The following is a 20,718-nucleotide window of genomic DNA, read 5'->3' on the forward strand; positions in this document are numbered from 1 at the left end:
ACGACAAGGAGACCGGCAGCATGACGCACACCCACCGGGCCGAGCACCGGATCACCGTACAGGCCCCCGCGCAGACCGTCTTCGGCCTGATCGCCGACGTCGAGGCCTGGCCGGGCGTCTTCCCCCCGACCGTGCACGTGGAGGTCCTCGAACGCGGCGCGGGCGAGGAGCGCATCCGGCTCTGGGCGACCGCCAACGACTCCGTCAAGACCTGGACCTCCCGCCGCGTCCTCGACCCCGGCGGCCTGCGGGTGACCTTCCGCCAGGAGGTGTCCCAGCCGCCGGTCGCCGCCATGGGCGGCGAGTGGATCGTCGAACCGCTCGGGGACTCCCGGGCCCTCGTCCGGCTGCTGCACGACTTCCGGGCCGTCGACGACGACCCGGACGGCGCGCAGTGGATCACCCGGGCCGTCGACCGCAACAGCCAGGCGGAACTCGACGCCCTCCGGCGGGCCGCGGAAGGCGCCGCCGGCGCCGGCGAACTCTCGCTGCGGTTCGACGACGTGGTGGACGTGGCCGGCGACCCCGCCCAGGTGTACGACTTCCTCAACGACGCGGGACAGTGGGAGCACCGCCTGCCGCATGTGCGGCGGGTCGTCCTGGAGGAGAGCACCCCCGGCCTGCAACTGCTGGAGATGGACACCCTGACCCCGAACGGCGCGGTCCACACGACCAAGTCGGTGCGGGTCTGCTTCCCCTCCTCCGCCATCGTCTACAAGCAGCTCAGGACACCCGCGCTGATGACCGTCCACAACGGCTGCTGGCGGGTGGAGAAGAGTCCGTCCGGCTGCACCGTCACCTCGACGCACACCGTCGTGCTGAACCCCGAGGCGATCGCCCCCGTCCTCGGCGAGGGCGCCACGGTCCAGGACGCGCGGACCTTCGTCCGGGACGCGCTCGGCCGCAACAGCACCGCGACCATGAGGTTCGCCAAGGAGCACGCCGAGCGCGCCGCACGGGAGCGCTGATGCGGGTCCTGTTCACCACCTTCGGCGCCCGCAACCACGTCCACGCGCAGGTGGCGCTCGCGTGGGCGCTGCGGGCGGCCGGGCACGAGGTCCGCCTCGCCAGTCACCCCGACCTGACCGGGGTGATCGCCCGCACCGGCCTGACCGCCGTCCCGGTGGGCCACGAGCTCAACGAGGACCAGGTCATGGAGGAGCTGCGGGAACGCGAGGACGCCTCCCGCGACACCCACCAGGACGACGCCCCGGACGCGCAGCTGCTGCTCGCGATGGACGAACTGCGCCCGGAGAAGCTGACGTACGACCACATGCACGGCGTGTTCACGGCGATGACGTCCGCGGTGTTCCAGAACTACTCGTCGGCCCGGATGATCGGCGACCTGGTGGACTTCGCCCGCGGCTGGCGGCCCGACCTGGTCGTCTGGGACCCGCTGACCTTCGGCGGAGCCGTCGCCGCCCGGGTCACCGGCGCCGCGCACGCCCGTCTGATGTTCGGCCTGGACCTGGTCGGCCGGATGCGCGAGAGCTATCTGGCGGAGCTGGAGGGGCGGCCCGCCGCCCTGCGCGAGGACCCGATGCGGGAGTGGCTCGGCTGGACGATGGAGCGCTACGGCGGCTCGTTCACCGAGGACCTGGTCACCGGCCAGTGGACCATCGACCCGGTGCCCTCCTCCCTGCGGCTCCCGGTGGACCTGCCGTACGTGCCGGTCCGCTGCGTCGCCCACAACGGCCGGGGCACCGTCCCGGCCTGGCTGCGCGAGGCGCCCGAGCGGCCCCGGGTGTGCCTCACCCTCGGGGTGTCGCACCGCGAGGTGATGGGCGGCGACCAGGCGTCCATCGGCGAGCTGATCGACGCCGTCGCCGGACTGGACGTCGAGGTCGTCGCCACCCTGAACGCCGCCCAGCTGCGCGAGGTCACCCGCCTCCCCGGCAACGTCCGCGCCGTCGACTTCGTCCCCATGGACGTGCTGCTGCCGAGCTGCTCGGCGATCATCAGCCACGGCGGCTCGGGCACGGTCCACACCGCGTTCCTGTACGGCGTCCCGCAGATCCTGGTGCCCGGCACCATGTGGGACAACGGCATCCGCGCCGACCTCGTGGCCGGCGCCGGCGCCGGCCTGAGGCTGGACGCGGAGCACCTGACCGCCGCCGCCCTGCGCGACGCCGTCGGGCGCGTACTGACGGAGCCGTCGTTCGCGGCCGCGGCCGGCCGGCTGCGCCGCGAGACGCTCGCCACCCCGTCGCCCCGGGACGTCGTCCCGGTGCTGGAGTCGCTCACCGCCGAGCACCGCACGCACGGCACCGACCAGCCCTTCGCCCCTGTGAGGAACGATGCCTGACACCCTCCCCGCGCCCCCCGCCCCGCGGTCCGTCGTGGTCACCGGAGGCGGCTCCGGCATCGGCAGGGCCACCGCCCACGCCTTCGCGGACGAGGGCGCCGCCGTCCTGGTCGTCGGCCGCACCGCCTCCGACCTCGCCGCCACCGCGAAGGGGTACGACACCATCGCCACCCTCGCCGTCGACCTCACCGCGCCCGGCGCGCCCCGGCAGGTGGTGGACACCGCCCTGCGGGAACTGGGCCGGATCGACGTCCTGGTGAACAACGCGGCGGCCCTGGGGCACCGCGCCCTCGCCGACACCGACCACGAGCAGGTGACCACCCAGCTCGCCACCAACCTCGCGGCGCCCGTCCTGCTCACCCGGTGCGCACTCGACGCCCTGGCCGCCGACGGCGGCGGCACCGTGGTGAACATCGGTTCCTCCGGGGCCCGCGGCTCCCGCGCCTGGCCGGGCAACGGCGTGTACGGCGCGACCAAGGCCGCGCTCGACTTCCTCACCCGGACCTGGGCCGTCGAACTCGCCCCGCGCGGCATCCGGGTCGTCGGTGTCGCCCCGGGGCTGGTCGACTCCGGGTTCGCGGGACGGGCGGGCATGTCGCCCGAGCAGTACGAGGGCATGCTCCGGCACGTCGGCGGGCTGGCACCGCAGGGCCGTGTCGGCACCCCCGAGGAGATCGCCTGGTGGATCACGCGGCTGACCCGGCCGGCCGCCCACCACCTGACCGGCGTGGTCCTGCCGGTCGACGGCGGCCTCTCCCTGACCTGACCCGACCGGAAGAAGCGGAGTCGATGACATGGTGAGCATGACCGACAGCGAGCTGGGCCGGGTGCTGCTCACGCACCGCGGTGTCCAGTGGATCATCGGTACCAAGGAGGACCCGTACGCCCTGCTGCTGCGGGCCGCCGACGACGACCCGCACCGGCTCGGCGAACTGATCCGGGAGCGCGGCCCGCTGTACCGGAGCAGCGCGGAGGCGTTCGTGACGGCCCGTCACGAAGTCGCCGTGCGGGCACTCGGCGACCCGCGCCTGAGCTTCCGGCACCCCGACGAGGACGCGCCCGCCGCCGGCGGCGAGGGCGAGCCGCACGAGCCGATGCCGTGGGAGGTGCCGGCGCTGCGCGAGATCCTGCCCTTCGGCGAGATGTTCCTCACCGCGGGCCGGGCCGACTGCGAGCGCGTGGGCGGGCTGCTCGAACCGCTGCTCGGTGCGAAGGCCCTCCAGCAGCGGCGGCCCGCGGTCGAGCGGGCCCAGCGCCGGGTGCTCGCCGCCGCGGGCGACGCCTTCGACCTGCGGACGGAGGTCGCCGACCCGTTCGCCGCCGAGATCGTACGGGAGGTCCTCGGGGTCCCGGAGGAGGACCGCGACCGCTTCGCCGCGCTGTGCCGGGGCGCGGCGCCCGCCCTGGACGCCATGGTGTGCTCGCCGCACCTGCGGACGGCGCACGAGCTGATCACCTCCGTCGAGGGCATGCGGTCCCTGCTCACCGACCTGATCGCGCGGCGGCGCGCGGCGCCCGCGGACGATCTCGTCAGCGCGCTGCTGGCGGTGACGCACGAGGACGAGGTGCGGTCGGTGTGCATGCTGGTCGCCCTCGCCGGGGCGGAGCTGTCGGCGACCCTGTTCTGCGACGCGGTGGTGGCCCTGCTCGACCACCCCGCGGTGTGGCGGTCGCTGCGGGAGGAGCCGGCCGGCGCCCCGGCGGTGGTCGAGGAGACGCTGCGTCACTCCCCGCCGGTCCGGCTCGTACCGCTGTACGCCCACGAGGACCTCGACCTGGCCGGAACGCCCGTGGCGGCCGGCAGCCAGGTGGTGGTGGCGGTGGAGGCGGCCGGCCGGGACCCCGGGGTCCACGCGGAGCCGTCCGTCTTCGACCCGGCCAGGGAGCGCCACGGGGAACCGCTCGCGTTCTCCGCGGGCCTGCCCCTGTCCCTGCTCGCCCCGCTGGTGAGGCTCCAGGCCGCGTGCGGGCTGCGGGTCCTGGCGGAGGAGGCCCCCGGGGTACGGCGGGCCGGCCCGGTGCTGCGGCGGCTGCGGTCCGGGGTCACCGGAGCCGTCCTGGAGCTTCCCCTGGCCCGCTGACCCCCGCCCGCTCACGCACCGTGACCACATATCGCCGTTCCACTTGTATAGGTCGTAGTAGGTGTACTATCTTCGATCTAACAGGTCTGATCGAAAGGCAGAGGGCCTATGGCAGGGGCGAGTGATGTGCACGAGCTGAGCGGGACGACGGGACTGACGGATCCGCCGACGGACGAGCGCGTGATCGACATCCGTGGACTGCGGATGCGGTACGGGTCCAAGGACGTGCTGAACGGGGTCGACTTCAGCGTGCGCCGCGGCGAGGTCATCGCCCTGCTGGGGCCGAACGGCGCGGGCAAGACCACCACCATCGAGATCATGGAGGGCTTTCGTACGCGCTCGGCGGGCGAGGTGCGGGTGCTCGGGACCGACCCGGCCAAGGCCGACGAACGGTGGCGCGCCAGGCTGGGCATCGTGCTGCAGTCGTGGCGCGACCACGGGAAGTGGGAGGTCCGCGAACTGCTGGCCCAGCTGGGCGACTTCTACCGGCCCTACTCCACCGCCGAGCGGCCCCGCCCGCGCGACGTGGACGAGCTGCTCGCCATGGTCGGCCTGGAGCAGCAGGCCAAACAGAAGATCGGGGCGCTCTCCGGCGGTCAGCGCCGCCGCCTCGACGTCGCGATCGGCATCGTCGGACGCCCGGAGGTGCTGTTCCTGGACGAGCCCACCGTCGGGTTCGACCCCAAGGCCCGCCGGGACTTCCACGACGTGGTGCACCGGCTCTCCGACCTGGAGGACACCACCATCCTGCTCACCACGCACGACCTGGACGAGGCGGAGAAGCTCTCCGACCGCATCCTGATCCTGGCCGGCGGTCACATCGTCGCCGACGGCAGCGCCGATCAGCTCGCCCGGCAGGCGTCGGGGCGGGCCGAGGTCCGCTGGAGCGTGAACGGCGAGCACTTCGTGCACGCCACGCCCGACGCCAGCTCGTTCGTCCACGAGCTGTTCAAACAGCACGGGGACCGGGTCCGCGACCTCGAGGTGCGCCGGGCCAGCCTGGAGGACACCTACATGACCATGGTCCGGGAGCACGAGGCCGGACGGTCCGATGAGGCCGTCGCGGCCTTCCGGGAGGCGGGCCGATGAACCCCACCGCGTACGCCGCGCGGCTCGGTCTGCGCCGTGGCTGGACCGAGTTCCGCCAGAGCCTGACCACACCGGGCGACATCATCTACTACCTGTTCCTCGGGGGGGTCTTCCTCGGGGTGCTGTTCTTCATGCGGAACTCCACCGTGGACGGCAGCGACCTCTCACTCGCCACACTGACCATGCCCAGCATGATCGGCGGACTGCTGGCCTTCCAGGCGCTGGGCGGCGCGGCCTTCGCGCTGGCCGCCGAGCGGGAGGACGGCACACTGCTGCGGGCGAGGACCGTACCGCAGGGACTGATCGGCTACATCGCCGGCCGGGTGCTGGGCATCGCCCTGAGCACCCTGCTCACGCTGGCGATCATCCTGGTGCCGAGCGTGTTCCTCTTCGACGACCTGGTGACCGGGGAACTCGCCAAATGGCTGAACCTGCTGTGGGTGCTCGCCCTCGGCCTGCTCGCCACGCTGCCGATCGGCCTGATCATCGGCGCGATGGTGAAGAACCCGCGCGGCGCCAACACCTGGGGCATCTTCCCGACGATGGGCCTGATGGCGATCTCGGGTATCTTCTACCCGATCACCTCGCTCGCCGGCTGGCTCCAGGGCATCGCGCAGATCTTCCCCGTGTACTGGGTCGGACTGGGTACACGTGCCGCCCTGCTGCCCGACGCGGCGGTCGCGGTCGAGCTCGGCGACTCCTGGCGCAGGCCCATGACCGCGGTCGTGCTGATCGTCTGGGCCGTCGTCGCGCTGCTGGTCGCGCCGAGGGTCCTGGCCCGTACGGCACGCGGCGAGACGGGATCGAAGGTCGAGGCACGGCAGCAGGAGGCATTGAAGCGCGTTGGGTGACAGGGCATCCCGCAGAAAGGGCGGCGCGGCGCGCCCCGGCACGGGGGCGCCGCGGCCGGAGACCGAGGCGGCGGACTCCCGGCCCGGCACGGCCGGTGAGCCCGCCCCGGGCTGGCGCGCCACCGGCGAGCAGGGGCGTTCCCGGGGCGGCGGCGGGGGCGAGGTGGTGCACAACCGCATCGCCGTGCTGCGGGCGGAGCGTTCCATCACGCGCAGGCAGCTCGCCGAGGCCCTCGGGGTGCACTACCAGACGGTGGGCTATCTGGAGCGGGGCGAGTACAGCCCCAGCCTGTACCTGGCCCTGCGGATCGCGGAGTACTTCGAGGTCCCGGTCGAGGTGATCTTCTCGATCACCCCGTTCCCCCGGATCGGGAGCTCCCCGCCCGCCTCCGCATGAGGCCCGGCCGCGGCCGTGGGGACACCGGTGTCCCCACGGCCGCACAGGCCGTCAGACGGCAAGCGCCGACCCGGCCCGTCCCGCCCGGTGTTCGGCGGTGAGCCGCTCCAGCACGGGGACGATGTCGGCGGGCGCGGGCGTCGCGACGACCTCCCGGCGCAGCCGCTCCGCCCGCAGACGGAACGACGGCTCGCCCAGCACCCGTACCAGCGCGGCGCGCAGGCCCTCGGGCGTCAGCTCCTCCGGAGCGATGCACAGCCCGGCCCCCGCGTCCCGCACCCGGTGCGCCTTGGGCACGTTGCACCACATCTTGGCCGGCACCATCACCTGCGGCACCCCGTGCGCCAGAGCGGTCTGGAGCGTCCCCGAACCGCCGTGGTGGACGATCGCCGCACTGGTCGGCAGCAGGGCGTCCAGCGGGGCGAAGTCGACGATCCGCACGTTCTCCGGCACCTGCGCGCCCGGCTCCAGCTGGTCCGCGGTGAAGGTGGCGACGACCTCCACGTCCAGCTCCGCCACGGCCGCCAGCAGATCGGCGACGGACGTCCGGTCCGCGCCGACCACCTCACGGAACGACCGGCCGAGGGTCAGACAGACCCGCGGCCGCCGGGGCGGCTCGCCCAGCCAGTCCGGAACCGTCGCCTCCCCGTTGTACGGCACGTACCGCACCGGAACGGTCGGCAGACCGACGGGCAGCCGCAGCGAGGACGGAACGGGGTCGATGGTCCACTGGCCCACGACCAGGTCCTCGCCGAACTCCAGACCGTGCCGGCGCAGGATCCGGCTCATCCACTCCTCCAGCGGATCCTCCCGCAGCGCCGGCGGCAGAGCGGCCATGCCCCGCAGATAGTGCCGGCGCATCAGCCCCACCAGGTCCAGCCCGAACATCAGCCGCGCGTGGGCCGCGCCACTGGCCCGCGCCGCGAGCGCGCCGGGGTAGTACATGGTGTCCCACACGACCAGATCCGGCCGCCAGGAACGGGCGAAGTCGATCAGCTCCTCGGTGGTGTCGTCCGGCAGTGTGTTCTGGTGGACGAACGACGTCCACGCGGTCAGCACCCCGTGCACATAGGGATAGGTCAGCCGCTCGGGACGGGTCTCACTGATGTCGAGCACGTCCAGCCAGGCTTCGTCACGGATCTCCTCGGGCTCGTCGGTGTACTCCGGGTTCATCGTGGCCGGAACGTCCAGCGCCTCGCCCACCGCGACCGCGGTCAGGCCGGCGTTGCCGATGTCCTCGGCCACGTCCGGCTGGGTGGCGACACGGACCTCGTGTCCCGCGGCCCGCATCGCCCACGCCAGCGGTACCTGGGTGTGGACGTGGGTGCTCGCCGGGAACGGCGTGAAGAGCACTCGCATGGCACCACACCCTGCCGGTGCCCCGTCGCAGGGCGCTCGAGGGATCCCGCCAGCGCCGCACGAGCCGCCGGCGGCCCCTCTCGAGCGGATTTCGAAGCACACCGGCGAGTCTCGGCCCCCGTAACCAGGCGTCCCGACCGGCGCCGCACCGAAGCGGGAGGACGGCAATGGCCACAGCCGACACGGAAGTCGACGTCCTGGTGGTGGGCGCGGGCCTGGGCGGGCTCTCCACCACCATGTTCCTCGCCCGGCTCGGCATCCGGGTGCTCATGGCCGAGAAGCACCCGACGACCTCCATCCACCCCAGGGCCATCGGCCAGAACCCGCGCACCATGGAACTGCTCCGGCTCGCCGGCATCGCCGAACAGGTGCAGCAGGTCACCGACCACCGCGGCGCGAAGGGCCACTTCACCACGCGGGTCGCCGAGACCGTGCGGGGCGAGGTGCTCGGCACCTTCGAGGAGGGCTTCGAGCACCTCGTCGCCACGACCGCGCCCTGCTCCCCGCTGCCCTGGGCGCTGGCCTGGCAGGACCAGCTGGAACCCCTGATGCGGGCCCGGGCCGAGCAGGACGGGGCGCTGATCCGGTTCGGCACCGCGCTGGCCTCCTACGAACAGGACGCGGACGGTGTCAGCGCGGTGCTGCACGACCGCCGGGGCGGCGCGGAGACCACCGTACGGGCCCGGTACCTCGTGGCCGCCGACGGCGACCGCAGCCCGGTGCGCGAGGGGCTCGGCATCTCCCGCCACGGGCACGGCTCGCTGGCCCACGTGGTCGGCACCATCTTCGAGGCCGACCTGTCGACCGTGCTCCCGCCGGACGCCTCCGGCCTCTACTACCTGCGCAACCCCCACTTCAGCGGCATCTTCATCGGCAGCGACCGGCCCGAACGGCACACCTTCCTGGTCGAGTACGACCCGGAACGCGGCGAATCCGCCGAGGACTTCACCCAGGACCGCTGCGTCGAACTGATCCGCCTCGGCCTGGACGCACCCGGTCTGGAACCCAAGGTGCTGGACATCCAGCGCTGGGAGATGGCGGCCCTGATCGCCGAACGGTGGCGGGCCGGCCGGGTGTTCCTCGTCGGCGACTCGGCGAAGGTCGTACCGCCCACCGGCGGACTGGGCGGCAACACGGCCATCGGCGACGGATTCGACCTCGCCTGGAAACTGTCCGCCGTGCTCTCGGGCCAGGCCGGCCCCGGACTGCTGGACAGCTACGAGCCCGAACGCAGGCTCGTGGCCCAGCTCGTGATGGACGAGGCCATGCATCTCTACGCCTCCCGGCTCGCCCCTCACCTCCAGGACCGGATGGCGGAACCCGCCGGGTACGCCGAGGTGATCCTCGGCTTCCGCTACCGCTCGGGCGCCGTCGTCGTCGACGACGAGGACGGCGCCCGCGTCGAATCGCCCGCCCGGCCCTCCGGACGGCCCGGATTCCGGATGCCGCACGTATGGGTGCGGCAGGCGGGCGAGCGCATCTCCACCGTGGACCTCTTCGGCTCCGGCTGGCTGCTGCTGACCGGCGCGGACGGCGCCGGCTGGACGGAGTGCGCCCGCGCCGTCGGCACGGAGCTCGGCGTACCGCTGGAGGTCCACGGGACGGCCACCGATCTGAGCGACACCGAGGGCGAGATGGCCCGGCGGTTCGGCATCGGCACGGCCGGCGCCTCCCTGATCCGGCCCGACGGCGTCGTCGCCTGGCGCACCGCCACCCGGCCCGACGACCCCACCGCCACCCTGCGGGCCGTACTGACCCAGGTGCTGTCCCGCTGACCCCGGCCCGCGGACGCGCGGACCCCCACGACGAAGGAGCCCACCGCCATGACGGCTGCCCCGACCGACCCGATCACCACCGGCGTCCTCACCGACGAGGCCCACCGGTACTACCAGGAGAACGGTTTCGTCCGGATCCCGCAGGTCCTGACCGCCGCCGAGGTGGCACGGTTCCGGGAGGCCTCCGAGGAACTGGTCGCCCGGCACGGCCCCGAGATCTGGGGCGCCGACGAGGACTCGGTCCAGGTGCACTTCGTCGCCCAGGCCTGGCTCAAGCACGAGGCACTGCGCGACCTGGCGCTGCACCCGGCGATCACCGCCGCCGCCAAGCGGCTCGCCGGCACCCCGCTGCGGATCTACAGCACCGACATCCTCCTGAAGCCGGCCCAGAAGGAACTGGCCACCCTGCCCACGCTGGTCCACGACGACGAGACCGGTCTGCCGCTCGACCACCTGGAGGACACCCTCACCGCGTGGGTCGCCCTGGCCGACGTACCCGTCGAGCGCGGCTGCCTCAGCTACGTGCCCGGCTCCCACCTGCGCGACGCCGCCCACCGGCAGACCCACATGACCAGCTTCGCCGAACACCGCGCCATCTCCGACATCTGGCCGGACTACGACTGGCAGCCCCGGGTCACCGTCCCGCTGAAGGCCGGTGACGTCGCCTTCCACCACTGCCGCACCGTGCACATGGCCGGACCGAACCTGACCGACAGCCCCCGCATGGGCCACGGCATCGTCTACATGAACGCCGGCAGCACCTACCGGCCGGGGACCGAGGACGCCCACATCGCCCACATGACCCCCGGTGAGCCGCTGAACAACGACCAGTTCCCCCTCGTCTGAGACACCCGGAGCCGGAGGAGACCGCCGAAGGTGAGCGTCAGCCAGCACACACGGAACCCCGGAGGAATCGGCGAGCTGGGCAGGCGGCTCCAGCGGGCGCACGGGGAGCTGTGGCTCCGCCGGGTCAAGGGCGATCCGTACGCCGACCTGCTCCGCGGCCACGCCGAGGACCCGCGCCCCTGCCACGAACGCATCCGCGCCCTCGGGCCGCTGTGGCGCAGCGCCACCGGCACCTGGGTCACGGCCGACCACGGCCTCGCCGCCACCCTGCTGGGCGGAACATGGCCGCACGGCCCGGTGACGGGCGAGCACGTCCACGTACCGGCCGAGGAGGCGGGACTGGGCGGCGACGCGGCGCACTACGAACGGCTGCGGCGGACGGCGGAGGCGGTGTTCACCCCCGACGCCGTGACGGCGGTGTGCCGGCGGGCGGTCGCGGGACGGGGCGAACGCTTCGACCTCGTCACCGACCTCGCCGAGCGCCTTCCCGTGGAGCTCCTCGCCGACCGGTTCGGGCTGCCCCGGGCACTCCACCGGGAGCTCGCCGCCGCCTGCGCCGCCGCCGGTGTCGTCCTCGACGGCCTGCTCTGCCCGCAGCGACTGGACGTCACCCGGCGCGCGACGGCCGCCGTCGACCGGCTGCCCGCGCTCCTCGCGCCGGCCGGCGACGAGCGGCGGCGCGCGACGGCGGTGCTCCTGGCCACCGCGGGGGTGCGCATCGCGGCGCGGCTGGTCACCGGCGCCGTACTGGCCGTGGTGGACCACCCCGAGGAGTTCGCGCGCGTGGCCGACGACCCCGCGTACGCGGCCACGGTCGTCACCGAGGTGCTGCGTCACGACCCGCCGGCGCAGCTCCACGCGGCGGTCGCCCGCGCCGACGCCGAGTTCGCCGGAGAGCGGGTGTCGGCGGGGGAGCGGGTGGTGGTCCTCGTGGGGGCCGCCAACCGCGATCCCGAGGTGTTCGCCGACCCCGACCGGTTCGCCCCCGGCCGCCCGGCCGGCCCCCTCCTGCCCGGCCTCCACCACCGGGTGACGCTGCCGTTCGCCCGCGCCCAGGCCGAAGCCGTGCTCCGCGCGCTGGCGGCCGCCGGCCCGCGCCCGCGCCGGTCGGGCCCGTCCCTGCGCAGCCGCCGCTCACCGGTGACCAGGCACCTGCTCGGCTGCCCGCTGGCCACCGGCTGACCGCGCCGCGCCGACAGAAAGGAAACACCGGCGATGCGAGTCCTGTTCACCTCCATCGAGGGCAATCACTTCCATCAGATGGTCCCGCTGGCGTGGGCCCTGCGCACCGCCGGCCACGAGGTGCTGGCCGCGTGCAACGAGCAGCTCGTCGACACCGTCACCCAGACCGGCCTGACCGCGGTGCCGATCCAGTCGCCGACCCTGTGGGAGCGGCTGGACGACTTCCAGAAGGAGGCCATCTCCCTCTTCAACGAGATCGGCACCAGCAAGCAGGACCCTTCGACCGTCACCTGGGAGGACCACCTCTCCTACGAGAACATGGTGGTCCCCGCCCTCTACCAGCCGCTCAACAACGACGCCCAGATCGACCAGTTGGTGGAGGTGGCCCGCAGCTGGCGGCCGGACCTGGTGATCTGGGAGAGCTTCTCCATCGCCGGGGCGGTCGTCGCCGTCGCCACCGGCGCGGCCCACGCCCGGCTGGTGTCCGGCCCAGAACTCGCCCTGCAGATGGTCACCCGCGGGCACTTCCTGCGCCACCGCGACCGGCAGCCCGAACCGCTGCGCGAGGACCCGACCGCCGAATGGCTCGACTGGACACTCGAACGGCTCGGCAGCGACCGGCGGTTCGAGGAGACCATGCTGACCGGCCAGTGGGTCGTCGACACCCGGCCCGGCAGCCTGCGCCAGGAACTCGACCTGCCCACGGTCCCGATGCGCTACGTCCCCTACAACGGCCGCTGCACGGTGCCGGCCTGGCTCCACGAGCCGGCCGGGCGCCGCCGGGTGTGCGTCACCCTCGGCACCTCCATCACCCGTGAGGACTCCGAGCGGTTCCGGCTCACCGACACACTCGCCGCCCTCTTCCGCAGCCTCGCCGGACTCGACGTCGAGATCATCGCCGCGCTCGACCCCGCCCAGCGCGACGCCCTGCCGGAACTGCCCGGCAACATCCGCGCCACCGACTTCGTCCCGCTCAACGAACTCGCCCCGTCCTGCTCGGTGATCGTGCACCACGCCGGCTACCAGACCAAGGCCACCGCCGACCTGCACGGGGTGCCGCAGGTCGTCATCGTGGGCTACGAATGGGTGAGCGAGGACATGGGGGAGGAGTACGAGAAGTCGGGCGCCACCCTCGCCGTGTCCGCCCGTGACCTGACCGCCGAGGTGCTGCGGGAGAAGATCCTCCGCCTGCTCGACGAGCCCTCGTACGCCGAACGCGCCCGGGAGCTCCGCACGGAGATCCGCGCCATGCCGACCCCCAACGAGGTCGTTCCGGTCCTCGAGAAGCTGACCGGGGAGCACCGGGCCGGCGCCTGACCGGGCACCCCGGCCCGACGGACCGGACCAGTGCTCCTCGTGCGCTCCTCGAGACGGCTGCGGCAGCGTCGTCGGCATGCCGAATCCGTGGGATCTCCCCGACGAACTGCCGACCGACCTCCCCGTGACCCGCTGCCGGCTGCCGGACGGCCATGTGGTGTCCGCGGTGCAGGAAGCGGAAGCGCACACGCTCTGGGAGGAGATCAGCAGCGCCGCCCCCTACCGCAGCGCCGCCGAGGGACTGCGCCCCGACGAAGCCGTCATCGACGTCGGGGCGCACATCGGGCTGGCCTCCCTGCTCTTCGCCCGCCTGGCCCCCGAAAGCCGTCTGCTCGCCTTCGAACCCGCTCCCAAGGCCTTCGCCTGCCTGGAGGAGAACCTGGCCCGGCACCTGCCGGGTGCGCTCGCCTCCCGGCAGGCGCTCGGGGCCGCGCCCGGGAAGTCCGAACTGATCTACCGGCCCTACGTCGCCTCCGCCTCGACGCTGTACGACGACGCCGAGGACGACACCCGCAACCTCGAGGCCCACCTGGCCAACATCGGCGCGGACGAGCGGACCCGCGAGGTCGTCCGGCGGACCTTCGACGTGACCCAGCGGGTCCAGGTCGAGGTGACCACGCTGACCGCCGCCCTGGCCGAGCACGGCGTGGACAAGGTCGGCCTGCTGAAGATAGACGTCGAGCGCGGTGAGCTCGACGTCCTCGACGGCATCGATCCCGCCTGCTGGCCGCGCATCCGCCGGGTCCTGCTGGAGGTCCACGACATGGACGGCAGGCTCGGCCGCGTCGTCTCGCGCCTGGCCGGACTCGGCTTCCGGGCCACGGTCTCCCAGTGGGGGGTCTATGTCGGCGGCAGCGTCCACCTCGTGTTCGCCGAGCGGGACTGACGACGAGGAGGACGGACGATGAGCGACGGCGCCGCGCGCCCGTCCGGGCCCGGGAGCACCCCCTCCCGGGCCCTCGCCCCCGACCTCGCCCGGGGCCTGATGCTGCTGATCGTCGCCCTGGTGCACGCCCACATGTTCGTGAGCGGGAGCGCCGCGGTGATCCGCGGCTATCCGCCGGTCGCCGGCTCACTCCCGGACGCGCTGACGGCGGGCCTGCTGACCGTCCTGGCCGACAGCCGCAGCTTTCCCATGTTCGCCCTGCTGTTCGGCTACGGCGTGGGCCGCGTCCTCGACCGCGAGCGGCGCCGGGGACGGGACGAGACCGGGGCCCACTCGGTGCTGCGGCGGCGCTCCCGCCTGCTGCTGCTGTTCGGGTTCTGCCACGCGCTGCTGCTGTTCTCCGGGGACGTCCTGGGCGCCTACGGGCTGCTCGGCCTGGCCGCGGTCGGCCTGACCGGCGCCGCCGACCGCACCCTGTTCAAGGTGGCCGGCGCCGGCGCCGTGCTGGGCTCGGTGCTGTACGGGGGCACCCTGGCCGCCAACGCCTCCGGCGACCCCGGTGACGGCGCGGCGGCACTGTTCCTGGCCGCCGACCCGGTGTCCGACGCCGCCTACCGGATCGGCACCTGGGTGGTCACCACCCCGCTGTTCGCCGTGGTGTCGCTCGGCCCGTTCCTGATCGGCGCGTGGGCGGCCCGGCGGCGGATCCTGGAGGAGCCGGGCCGGTTCCGGAGCCTGCTGCGGCGCGTCGCGGTGACGGGCACGGCCGTCGGCGTCGCCGGTGGCCTGCCCCTGGCGGCGATCACCTCAGGACTGTGGACCACCGCCCCGGACGGTGTGATCCTCGGGCTCGGGGTGCTGCACGTCCTGACGGGCTACGCGGGCGGCTGCGCACTGGCCGCGGCGGTCGCCCTGCTGGCGCTGCGCCTGGAGGGACACCGCGGCCGGGCGGTGACCGCGGTCGCCGCGTGCGGCCGGCGGTCCATGAGCTGCTATGTGTGGCAGTCGGCCGTCTGGCTGGTGCTGTTCGCCCCGTACGTCCTCGGGCTCGGGGACGAGGTGAGCGTCCTCGGCTCGGCGCTTGTCGCGTTCGGCACCTGGGGCGTCGGGGTGCTGATGGCCGAACTCCTGCGCCGCGCGGGCCGGCGCGGCCCGGCCGAAGCCCTGCTGCACCGGGCCACCCACCGCGCCGGGCGACGCCCCGGCGCGCGCCGGGAGGCGCTCGGCGGCACGGCGGAAGCCACCGTGCCACCGCGCCGCTGAGCGACCGGCCGCTCCGGCCGGCAGCACGGCGCGACGCCCGGCCGGGCTCTCCCGGCCGGGCGTCGCACGGTCGCGCCGGTGCCGTGACGCGGGTGCCGTGTCTTCCGGAAGCCTGGAAGCCTGGAAGCCCGGAAACCCGGAAACCCCGAAGCCCGGCAGCCTCAGTGCGCCGAGCCGGCCGTGCGGCGCGGCAGCAGCGGCTCCCACCAGGCGCGGTTGTCGCGGTACCACCGGACGGTCTCGGCGAAGCCGCGCTCGAACGGGACCTCCGGCTCGAAGCCCAGTTCCGCCCTGATCCGCTCGGCGTTCAGCGCGTACCGGCGGTCGTGACCCTTGCGGTCGGTGACATGGTCCACCCGGTCCCAGCCGGCCCCGAACTCCCCGAGCACCAGCCGGGTCAGGTCGCGGTTGGTCAGCTCCGTGCCGCCGGCGATGTTGTACGTGGCGCCCGCGCGGCCCGACTCCAGCACGCGCTGGACCGCCCGGCAGTGGTCGTCGACGTGCAGCCACTCCCGTACGTGCAGCCCGTCGCCGTACAGCGGAACGTTCCTGCCCTCCAGCAGGTTCGTGACGAACAGCGGAATGACCTTCTCGGGGAACTGGTGGGGCCCGTAGTTGTTGGCGCAGCGGGTGATCGTGGTCGCCAGCCCGTGGGTGCGGTGGAAGGCCCGGACGATCAGGTCAGCGGCCGCCTTGGACGCCGCGTAGGGGGAGTTGGGCTCCAGCGGGGACTCCTCCGAGAACGAGCCCTTCTCCACCGACCCGTACACCTCGTCCGTCGAGACGTGCACGAACCGGCCCACCCCGGTGCGGACACAGCAGTCCAGCAGGGTGTGGGTGCCCGTGACGTTGGTGGTGACGAAGGGGGTGGAGCCGGCGATGGAGCGGTCCACGTGGGACTCCGCCGCGAAGTGCACCACGGCGTCGTGCCCGGGCAGCAGGTCCATCAGCAGGCCCTGGTCGCAGATGTCGCCCCGGACGAAGGTCAGCCTCGGATGGGAGGGCGGCAGGTTGGTGAGCGTGCCCGCGTAGGTGAGCTTGTCCAGGACGGTCAGCCGCGCGTCCTCGTAACCGGGGTAGCGGCCGGCGAGCAGGCTTCTGACGTAGTGCGAACCGATGAAACCGGCACCGCCGGTGATCAGCAGCCTCCTGCGGCTCAACGGGCCACGCTCGCCGTGACGTAGCGCACCGGCGTCTCGATCGACACCGGCCCGCCGTCCGTGCGCATGTCGTCCAGCGCCCCGGTGAGCCGTACCCGCAGCCGTTCCCGGTCGTCGTCGGGCAGGTGCTCCCACAGCAGGCGCATGCCCTGGGTGTGGGACCACTCCACCCACGCGGCGCCGGACGGGGCCACCAGATCGACCGGTTCGTCGGTGACCTCCACCTCGCCGAAGCCCGCGGACTCCATGGTCCGGCGCAGGTCGTCCTTCTCGGCCAGCCAGCTGTTGAAGCGCCGCTGGAGCTCCTCGGGCCGCCACTGCGGCGGCAGGTTCCGCAGCAGCGAGCGCGGGATGAGCTCGGTGAAGACCGGGGGGAGGAAGGGGAAGGTGTCGTCGGTGAACACCGGGCTGGTGAAGGCGATCCGCCCGCCGTCGGCGAGCAGCCGGGCGTAGCGCGGCAGGGCGGCCCGGGCGTCGGGGAAGAAGATGAGACTGTAGCTGCCGGTCACGACGTCGAAGGAGCGCGGCGGCAGCTCGGGGAACTCGCCGTCCATCACCCGCAGTTCCACCTGGCCGGCGCCGGCCGCCGCGGCCTCCCGCCGGGCCTCCTCGATCATGGCCGGGGCGATGTCGATACCGAGGACCCGGCCCGACTCCCCGACCAGCGCGGCGGCGTGGAAGAGGCAGGCGCCCCGGCCGCAGCCCACGTCCAGGACCCGCTCGCCGGGTTTCGGGGCCGCTCGCTCCACGAGGCGCCGCCCCATGGGGGTGAAGAAGGTGACCCCCAGCCGGTCGTAGGACCCCGCGGCCCGGTCGAAGGCCGCCGTGACACGGGCCTTGTACGTTGTGTTGTCCACGTGCGCTCCCAGGAAATCCCACGGAATTGGCGGTACGGCCCCCCATCGTCCGGCGGGCACCTTCGAAAGCGCTCGACAACAGGTGGAGCATGACTGGCGTGGCCGGATGAAATCCCGGACGACCGTCCGCTCCCCTTACCGTGTTTACACGTACTGAACGGCCACATAGGGTGCGCCGATGACTCTCTCAGACCAGGACGGAAACCCGCGTCCGGAAGCCGACCGTCATGACTTCATCGAAGTCCGCGGCGCCCGGGAGAACAACTTGGCGGATGTCTCCCTCGATATCCCCAAACGCCGCCTCACCGTGTTCACCGGCGTTTCCGGTTCCGGTAAGTCCTCACTGGTCTTCGGCACCGTAGCGGCCGAGTCCCGGCGCCTGATCAACGAGACGTACACGGCGTTCGTCCAGTCGTTCATGCCGAGTTTCGGCCGACCCGACGTCGACGCGCTGCGCAACCTGAGCGCCGCGATCGTGCTGGACCAGGAACGCATGGGGGCCAACTCACGCTCGACCGTGGGCACCGCCACGGACGCGCACACCATGCTGCGGATCATTTTCAGCCGTCTGGGAACCCCGCACATCGGCACGTCCGGGGCGTTCAGTTTCAATCTGCCCGAGGGCATGTGCCCCGACTGCCAGGGAATCGGCCGGGTCTCCACGCTCGACGTGGAGCAGCTGGTGGACCCCGAACTCTCCCTCGACGAGGGGGCGATCACGGTCCCCAACTTCAACGTCGGCTCCTGGTACTGGAAGTCCATCGCCCACTCCGGCTTCGTCGATCCCGCCGTCCGGCTCAAGGACTACACCCCCACCCAGTGGCACGACCTGCTGCACCGGACCGCCACCCGGATCAAGCTCCTGCACGGCGGTACCGGCACCACCTACGAGGGTCTGGCGGTCAAGGTGCGCCGCCTCTACCTCGGCAAGGACCCGGGCGCCCTGCAGCCCCACATCCGTGCCTTCGTCGACCGGGCCGTGACCTTCGCCCGCTGCGCGGCGTGCGACGGTGCCCGGCTCAAGCCCGCGGCGCTCTCCTGCCGGATCGACGGGCTCAACATCGCCGACTGCTGCGCCCTGCAGATCAGCGAACTCGCCCGGTTCGTCCGGGGCATTGACGGCCCCCCGGTGGCGCCGCTGCTGACCGGCCTCGGCGAACTGCTCGACTCGCTCGTGGAGATCGGCCTCGGCTACCTCAGCCTGGACCGCGAGTCGGGCACCCTGTCCGGCGGCGAGGCCCAGCGGGTCAGGATGGTGCGGCACCTCGGCTCGAGCCTCACCGACGCCACGTACGTCTTCGACGAGCCCACCGTCGGGCTGCACCCGCACGACATCCAGCGCGTGAACTCCGTGCTGCTCCGGCTGCGCGACAAGGGGAACACCGTCCTCGTCGTGGAGCACAAGCCGGAGCTGATCCGGATCGCCGACCACGTGGTCGACCTGGGGCCCGGCGCGGGCCCGGAGGGCGGCAGGATCTGCTTCACCGGGCGGGTCGACGCGCTGCGCCGGTCCGGGACGCCGACCGGCCGGTACCTGGACCACCGGGTGCGGACCAAGGAGCGGGTACGGCGGCCCACCGGACAGCTGTCGATCACCGGCGCCACGACGCACAACCTGCGGGACGTGAGCGTCGAGGTGCCGCTCGGCGTGCTGACCGCCGTGACCGGTGTCGCCGGGTCGGGCAAGAGTTCGCTCATCCACGGCTCGCTGGCCGGGCGGGACGGTGTGATCGCGGTGGACCAGTCCGCGATCCGCGGGTCCCGGCGCAGCAACACGGCGACCTACACCGGACTGCTCGACCCGATCCGTGCCGCCTTCGCCCGGGCCAACGGGGTCAAGCCGGCCCTGTTCAGCCCCAACTCCGAGGGGGCCTGCAAGAACTGCCGGGGCATCGGGGTGGTCTACACGGACCTCGCGATGATGGCGGGCGTCTCGACCGTGTGCGAGGAGTGCGAGGGCAAGCGGTTCGTTCCCAAGGTCCTCACCTACACCCTGCGCGGCAAGGACATCAGCGAGGTGCTCGCCCTGACGGTGGACGAGGCCCGTGACTTCTTCACCACCGGCCGGGCCCGGACCGTCCTGGACCGGCTCGCCGACGTCGGCCTCGGGTACGTCGGTCTCGGCCGGCCCCTCACCACCCTGTCCGGCGGCGAGCGGCAGCGCCTGAAGCTGGCCGTCCACATGGCGGAGAAGGCCGCCGTCTACATCCTGGACGAGCCGACGAGCGGACTGCACCTCGCCGACGTGGACCAGCTGCTGGGCCTGCTCGACCGGCTCGTGGACGACGGGAACACGGTCATCGTCATCGAGCACCACCAGGCCGTGATGGCCCACGCCGACTGGATCGTCGACCTCGGACCGGGCGCGGGCCGGGACGGCGGCCGGGTCGTGTTCACCGGCACCCCCGCCGACCTCGTCGCGCACGGCGACACCCTCACCGCCCGGCATCTGCGCGAGTACGTCACCGCGTCCAGTGGTCGTTGAGGCGTGTGCGAGACGCCGCGGACATCATCGGCAGCACGCGGGCCCACTGGAGAGCACCGAATCCTGACACGCCGGACACCGGACCCCGGGCTCACACGTCACGCAGACCGAGCAATACGGCTTTGAATCGGAGTCCGTCATGGCTTCCACCATGCAGTCACGGAAACTTCTCGTCGAGGGCGCGGTCGAATTCACGCCACGGGTGTTCGACGACTCGCGCGGCATCTTCGTATCGCCCTATCAGGAATCGGCGTTCTCGGACGCCACCGGGCATGCGCTGTTCCGCGTCGCCCAGACGAATCACAGCAGGTCGCGCCGGGGCGTGGTGCGCGGGCTGCACTACACCCTGACACCGCCGGGGTGCGGCAAGTACGTGTACTGCGCGCGCGGGAAGACGCTCGACATCGCGCTGGACATCCGGGTCGGATCGCCGACCTTCGGCCGCTGGGACGCCGTACTGCTGGACACCGAGACGTTCCGCTCCGTGTACTTCCCCGTCGGCGTCGCCCACGGCTTCGTCGCGCTCCAGGACGACACCGTCGTCTCCTACCTGCTCTCCGGCGAGTACGTCCCCGAGCACGAGCTGGCGCTGTCGATCCTCGACCCGGAGCTTGCCCTGCCCATCCCCGGCGACCTCGATCCGGTCCTGTCGGAGCGCGACCTCGCGGCACCCACCCTGGAGAAGGCCGCGTCGGACGGTCTGCTGCCCGACTACGACGAGTGCCTGGCCATCGACCGGGCCCTGCGGACGGCCTGATTCGCGGGGCCCGGCGAGGGGGGGGGGGGGGGGGGGGGGGGGGGGGGGGGGGGGGGGGGGGGGGGGGGGGGGGGGGGGGGGGGGGGGGGGGGGGGAGGGGGGGGAAGG

At 73.0% G+C, this 20,718-nt stretch carries 18 protein-coding genes; 15 read left to right on the top strand and 3 right to left on the bottom strand.

Annotated features, from left to right (window positions below; translation table 11 throughout):
- Positions 1 to 20: 20 nt before the first annotated feature.
- The 7 genes from ACZ434_RS31010 (at position 21) to ACZ434_RS31040 (ending at position 6,723) form a co-directional block, all read left to right on the top strand.
- Entirely contained in the window at positions 21 to 968 is a 948-nt protein-coding gene (locus ACZ434_RS31010) for an aromatase/cyclase (RefSeq protein ID WP_468461722.1), read from the top strand.
- On the top strand, positions 968 to 2,305 hold the full coding sequence (locus tag ACZ434_RS31015) for an activator-dependent family glycosyltransferase (protein ID WP_468461724.1): 1,338 nt from the start codon (positions 968 to 970) through the stop codon (positions 2,303 to 2,305). Before ACZ434_RS31010 ends, ACZ434_RS31015 begins: the two co-directional genes overlap by 1 nt.
- Positions 2,298 to 3,071, top strand: a complete 774-nt coding sequence (locus ACZ434_RS31020) for an SDR family NAD(P)-dependent oxidoreductase (protein ID WP_468461726.1) — start codon at positions 2,298 to 2,300, stop codon at positions 3,069 to 3,071. The genes ACZ434_RS31015 and ACZ434_RS31020 overlap by 8 nt, the downstream gene beginning before the upstream one ends.
- 37 nt (positions 3,072 to 3,108) lie before the next feature.
- Positions 3,109 to 4,386 (top strand): cytochrome P450 family protein, encoded by a 1,278-nt coding sequence (locus tag ACZ434_RS31025; RefSeq protein ID WP_468461728.1) that lies wholly within the window; start codon positions 3,109 to 3,111, stop codon positions 4,384 to 4,386.
- 204 nt (positions 4,387 to 4,590) lie between these two features.
- The gene (locus ACZ434_RS31030) at positions 4,591 to 5,475 is read left to right on the top strand and encodes an ABC transporter ATP-binding protein (RefSeq protein ID WP_468461760.1); all 885 of its coding nucleotides are present in this window, start codon (positions 4,591 to 4,593) and stop codon (positions 5,473 to 5,475) included.
- On the top strand, positions 5,472 to 6,326 hold the full coding sequence (locus ACZ434_RS31035) for an ABC transporter permease (RefSeq protein WP_468461730.1): 855 nt from the start codon (positions 5,472 to 5,474) through the stop codon (positions 6,324 to 6,326). Before ACZ434_RS31030 ends, ACZ434_RS31035 begins: the two co-directional genes overlap by 4 nt.
- Positions 6,319 to 6,723, top strand: coding sequence for a helix-turn-helix transcriptional regulator (locus ACZ434_RS31040; RefSeq protein ID WP_468461732.1), 405 nt, complete (start codon positions 6,319 to 6,321; stop codon positions 6,721 to 6,723). Before ACZ434_RS31035 ends, ACZ434_RS31040 begins: the two co-directional genes overlap by 8 nt.
- Positions 6,724 to 6,774: 51 nt before the next feature.
- Here the strand turns inward: ACZ434_RS31040 and ACZ434_RS31045 are convergent, their stop codons facing one another.
- On the bottom strand, positions 6,775 to 8,082 hold the full coding sequence (locus ACZ434_RS31045; RefSeq protein WP_468461734.1) for an activator-dependent family glycosyltransferase: 1,308 nt from the start codon (positions 8,080 to 8,082) through the stop codon (positions 6,775 to 6,777).
- A 167-nt stretch (positions 8,083 to 8,249) separates the two neighbouring features.
- On the opposite strand from ACZ434_RS31045, the gene rdmE reads away from it, so the two are divergent.
- The 6 genes from rdmE (at position 8,250) to ACZ434_RS31075 (ending at position 15,351) form a co-directional block, all read left to right on the top strand.
- Positions 8,250 to 9,857 carry an aklavinone 12-hydroxylase RdmE gene (rdmE, locus tag ACZ434_RS31050; RefSeq protein WP_468461736.1) on the top strand — a complete coding sequence of 536 codons (1,608 nt, stop codon included), beginning with the start codon at positions 8,250 to 8,252 and terminating at the stop codon, positions 9,855 to 9,857.
- A 48-nt stretch (positions 9,858 to 9,905) separates the two neighbouring features.
- Positions 9,906 to 10,703, top strand: a complete 798-nt coding sequence (locus ACZ434_RS31055) for a phytanoyl-CoA dioxygenase family protein (protein ID WP_468461738.1) — start codon at positions 9,906 to 9,908, stop codon at positions 10,701 to 10,703.
- Between the two features lie 30 nt (positions 10,704 to 10,733).
- On the top strand, positions 10,734 to 11,885 hold the full coding sequence (locus tag ACZ434_RS31060) for a cytochrome P450 family protein (RefSeq protein WP_468461741.1): 1,152 nt from the start codon (positions 10,734 to 10,736) through the stop codon (positions 11,883 to 11,885).
- A gap of 33 nt (positions 11,886 to 11,918) precedes the next feature.
- Positions 11,919 to 13,202 (top strand): activator-dependent family glycosyltransferase, encoded by a 1,284-nt coding sequence (locus tag ACZ434_RS31065; protein WP_468461742.1) that lies wholly within the window; start codon positions 11,919 to 11,921, stop codon positions 13,200 to 13,202.
- Between the two features lie 76 nt (positions 13,203 to 13,278).
- Positions 13,279 to 14,088, top strand: a complete 810-nt coding sequence (locus tag ACZ434_RS31070; RefSeq protein ID WP_468461744.1) for an FkbM family methyltransferase — start codon at positions 13,279 to 13,281, stop codon at positions 14,086 to 14,088.
- Positions 14,089 to 14,106: 18 nt separating this feature from the next.
- Positions 14,107 to 15,351, top strand: coding sequence for a DUF418 domain-containing protein (locus ACZ434_RS31075; RefSeq protein WP_468461746.1), 1,245 nt, complete (start codon positions 14,107 to 14,109; stop codon positions 15,349 to 15,351).
- Between the two features lie 161 nt (positions 15,352 to 15,512).
- Here the strand turns inward: ACZ434_RS31075 and rfbB are convergent, their stop codons facing one another.
- On the bottom strand, positions 15,513 to 16,511 hold the full coding sequence (rfbB, locus tag ACZ434_RS31080; protein WP_468461748.1) for a dTDP-glucose 4,6-dehydratase: 999 nt from the start codon (positions 16,509 to 16,511) through the stop codon (positions 15,513 to 15,515).
- A complete protein-coding gene (locus tag ACZ434_RS31085; protein WP_468461750.1) occupies positions 16,508 to 17,368 on the bottom strand; it encodes a class I SAM-dependent methyltransferase in 861 nt (286 codons plus the stop codon). Before ACZ434_RS31085 ends, rfbB begins: the two co-directional genes overlap by 4 nt.
- Positions 17,369 to 17,546: 178 nt before the next feature.
- Between ACZ434_RS31085 and ACZ434_RS31090 the strand changes: the two genes are divergently transcribed.
- Both ACZ434_RS31090 and ACZ434_RS31095 read left to right on the top strand, forming a co-directional pair.
- Positions 17,547 to 19,853: an ATP-binding cassette domain-containing protein gene (locus ACZ434_RS31090; RefSeq protein WP_468461752.1), complete on the top strand. Its 2,307-nt coding sequence runs from the start codon at positions 17,547 to 17,549 to the stop codon at positions 19,851 to 19,853.
- A gap of 139 nt (positions 19,854 to 19,992) precedes the next feature.
- Entirely contained in the window at positions 19,993 to 20,610 is a 618-nt protein-coding gene (locus ACZ434_RS31095; RefSeq protein ID WP_468461754.1) for a dTDP-4-dehydrorhamnose 3,5-epimerase family protein, read from the top strand.
- The last annotated feature ends 108 nt before the right edge of the window (positions 20,611 to 20,718 follow it).

This window comes from Streptomyces sp. NPDC030893 (genome assembly GCF_055571535.1).

Bases quoted from the DNA above. Each gene is read 5' to 3' on its own strand.
- ACZ434_RS31010 (WP_468461722.1), top strand. From the start codon at position 21: ATGACGCACACCCACCGGGCCGAGCACCGGATCACCGTACAGGCCCCC.
- ACZ434_RS31015 (WP_468461724.1), top strand. From the start codon at position 968: ATGCGGGTCCTGTTCACCACCTTCGGCGCCCGCAACCACGTCCACGCG.
- ACZ434_RS31020 (WP_468461726.1), top strand. From the start codon at position 2,298: ATGCCTGACACCCTCCCCGCGCCCCCCGCCCCGCGGTCCGTCGTGGTC.
- ACZ434_RS31025 (WP_468461728.1), top strand. From the start codon at position 3,109: ATGACCGACAGCGAGCTGGGCCGGGTGCTGCTCACGCACCGCGGTGTC.
- ACZ434_RS31030 (WP_468461760.1), top strand. From the start codon at position 4,591: ATGCGGTACGGGTCCAAGGACGTGCTGAACGGGGTCGACTTCAGCGTG.
- ACZ434_RS31035 (WP_468461730.1), top strand. From the start codon at position 5,472: ATGAACCCCACCGCGTACGCCGCGCGGCTCGGTCTGCGCCGTGGCTGG.
- ACZ434_RS31045 (WP_468461734.1), bottom strand. From the start codon at position 8,082: ATGCGAGTGCTCTTCACGCCGTTCCCGGCGAGCACCCACGTCCACACC.
- rdmE (WP_468461736.1), top strand. From the start codon at position 8,250: ATGGCCACAGCCGACACGGAAGTCGACGTCCTGGTGGTGGGCGCGGGC.
- ACZ434_RS31055 (WP_468461738.1), top strand. From the start codon at position 9,906: ATGACGGCTGCCCCGACCGACCCGATCACCACCGGCGTCCTCACCGAC.
- ACZ434_RS31065 (WP_468461742.1), top strand. From the start codon at position 11,919: ATGCGAGTCCTGTTCACCTCCATCGAGGGCAATCACTTCCATCAGATG.
- ACZ434_RS31070 (WP_468461744.1), top strand. From the start codon at position 13,279: ATGCCGAATCCGTGGGATCTCCCCGACGAACTGCCGACCGACCTCCCC.
- ACZ434_RS31075 (WP_468461746.1), top strand. From the start codon at position 14,107: ATGAGCGACGGCGCCGCGCGCCCGTCCGGGCCCGGGAGCACCCCCTCC.
- ACZ434_RS31090 (WP_468461752.1), top strand. From the start codon at position 17,547: ATGACTCTCTCAGACCAGGACGGAAACCCGCGTCCGGAAGCCGACCGT.
- ACZ434_RS31095 (WP_468461754.1), top strand. From the start codon at position 19,993: ATGGCTTCCACCATGCAGTCACGGAAACTTCTCGTCGAGGGCGCGGTC.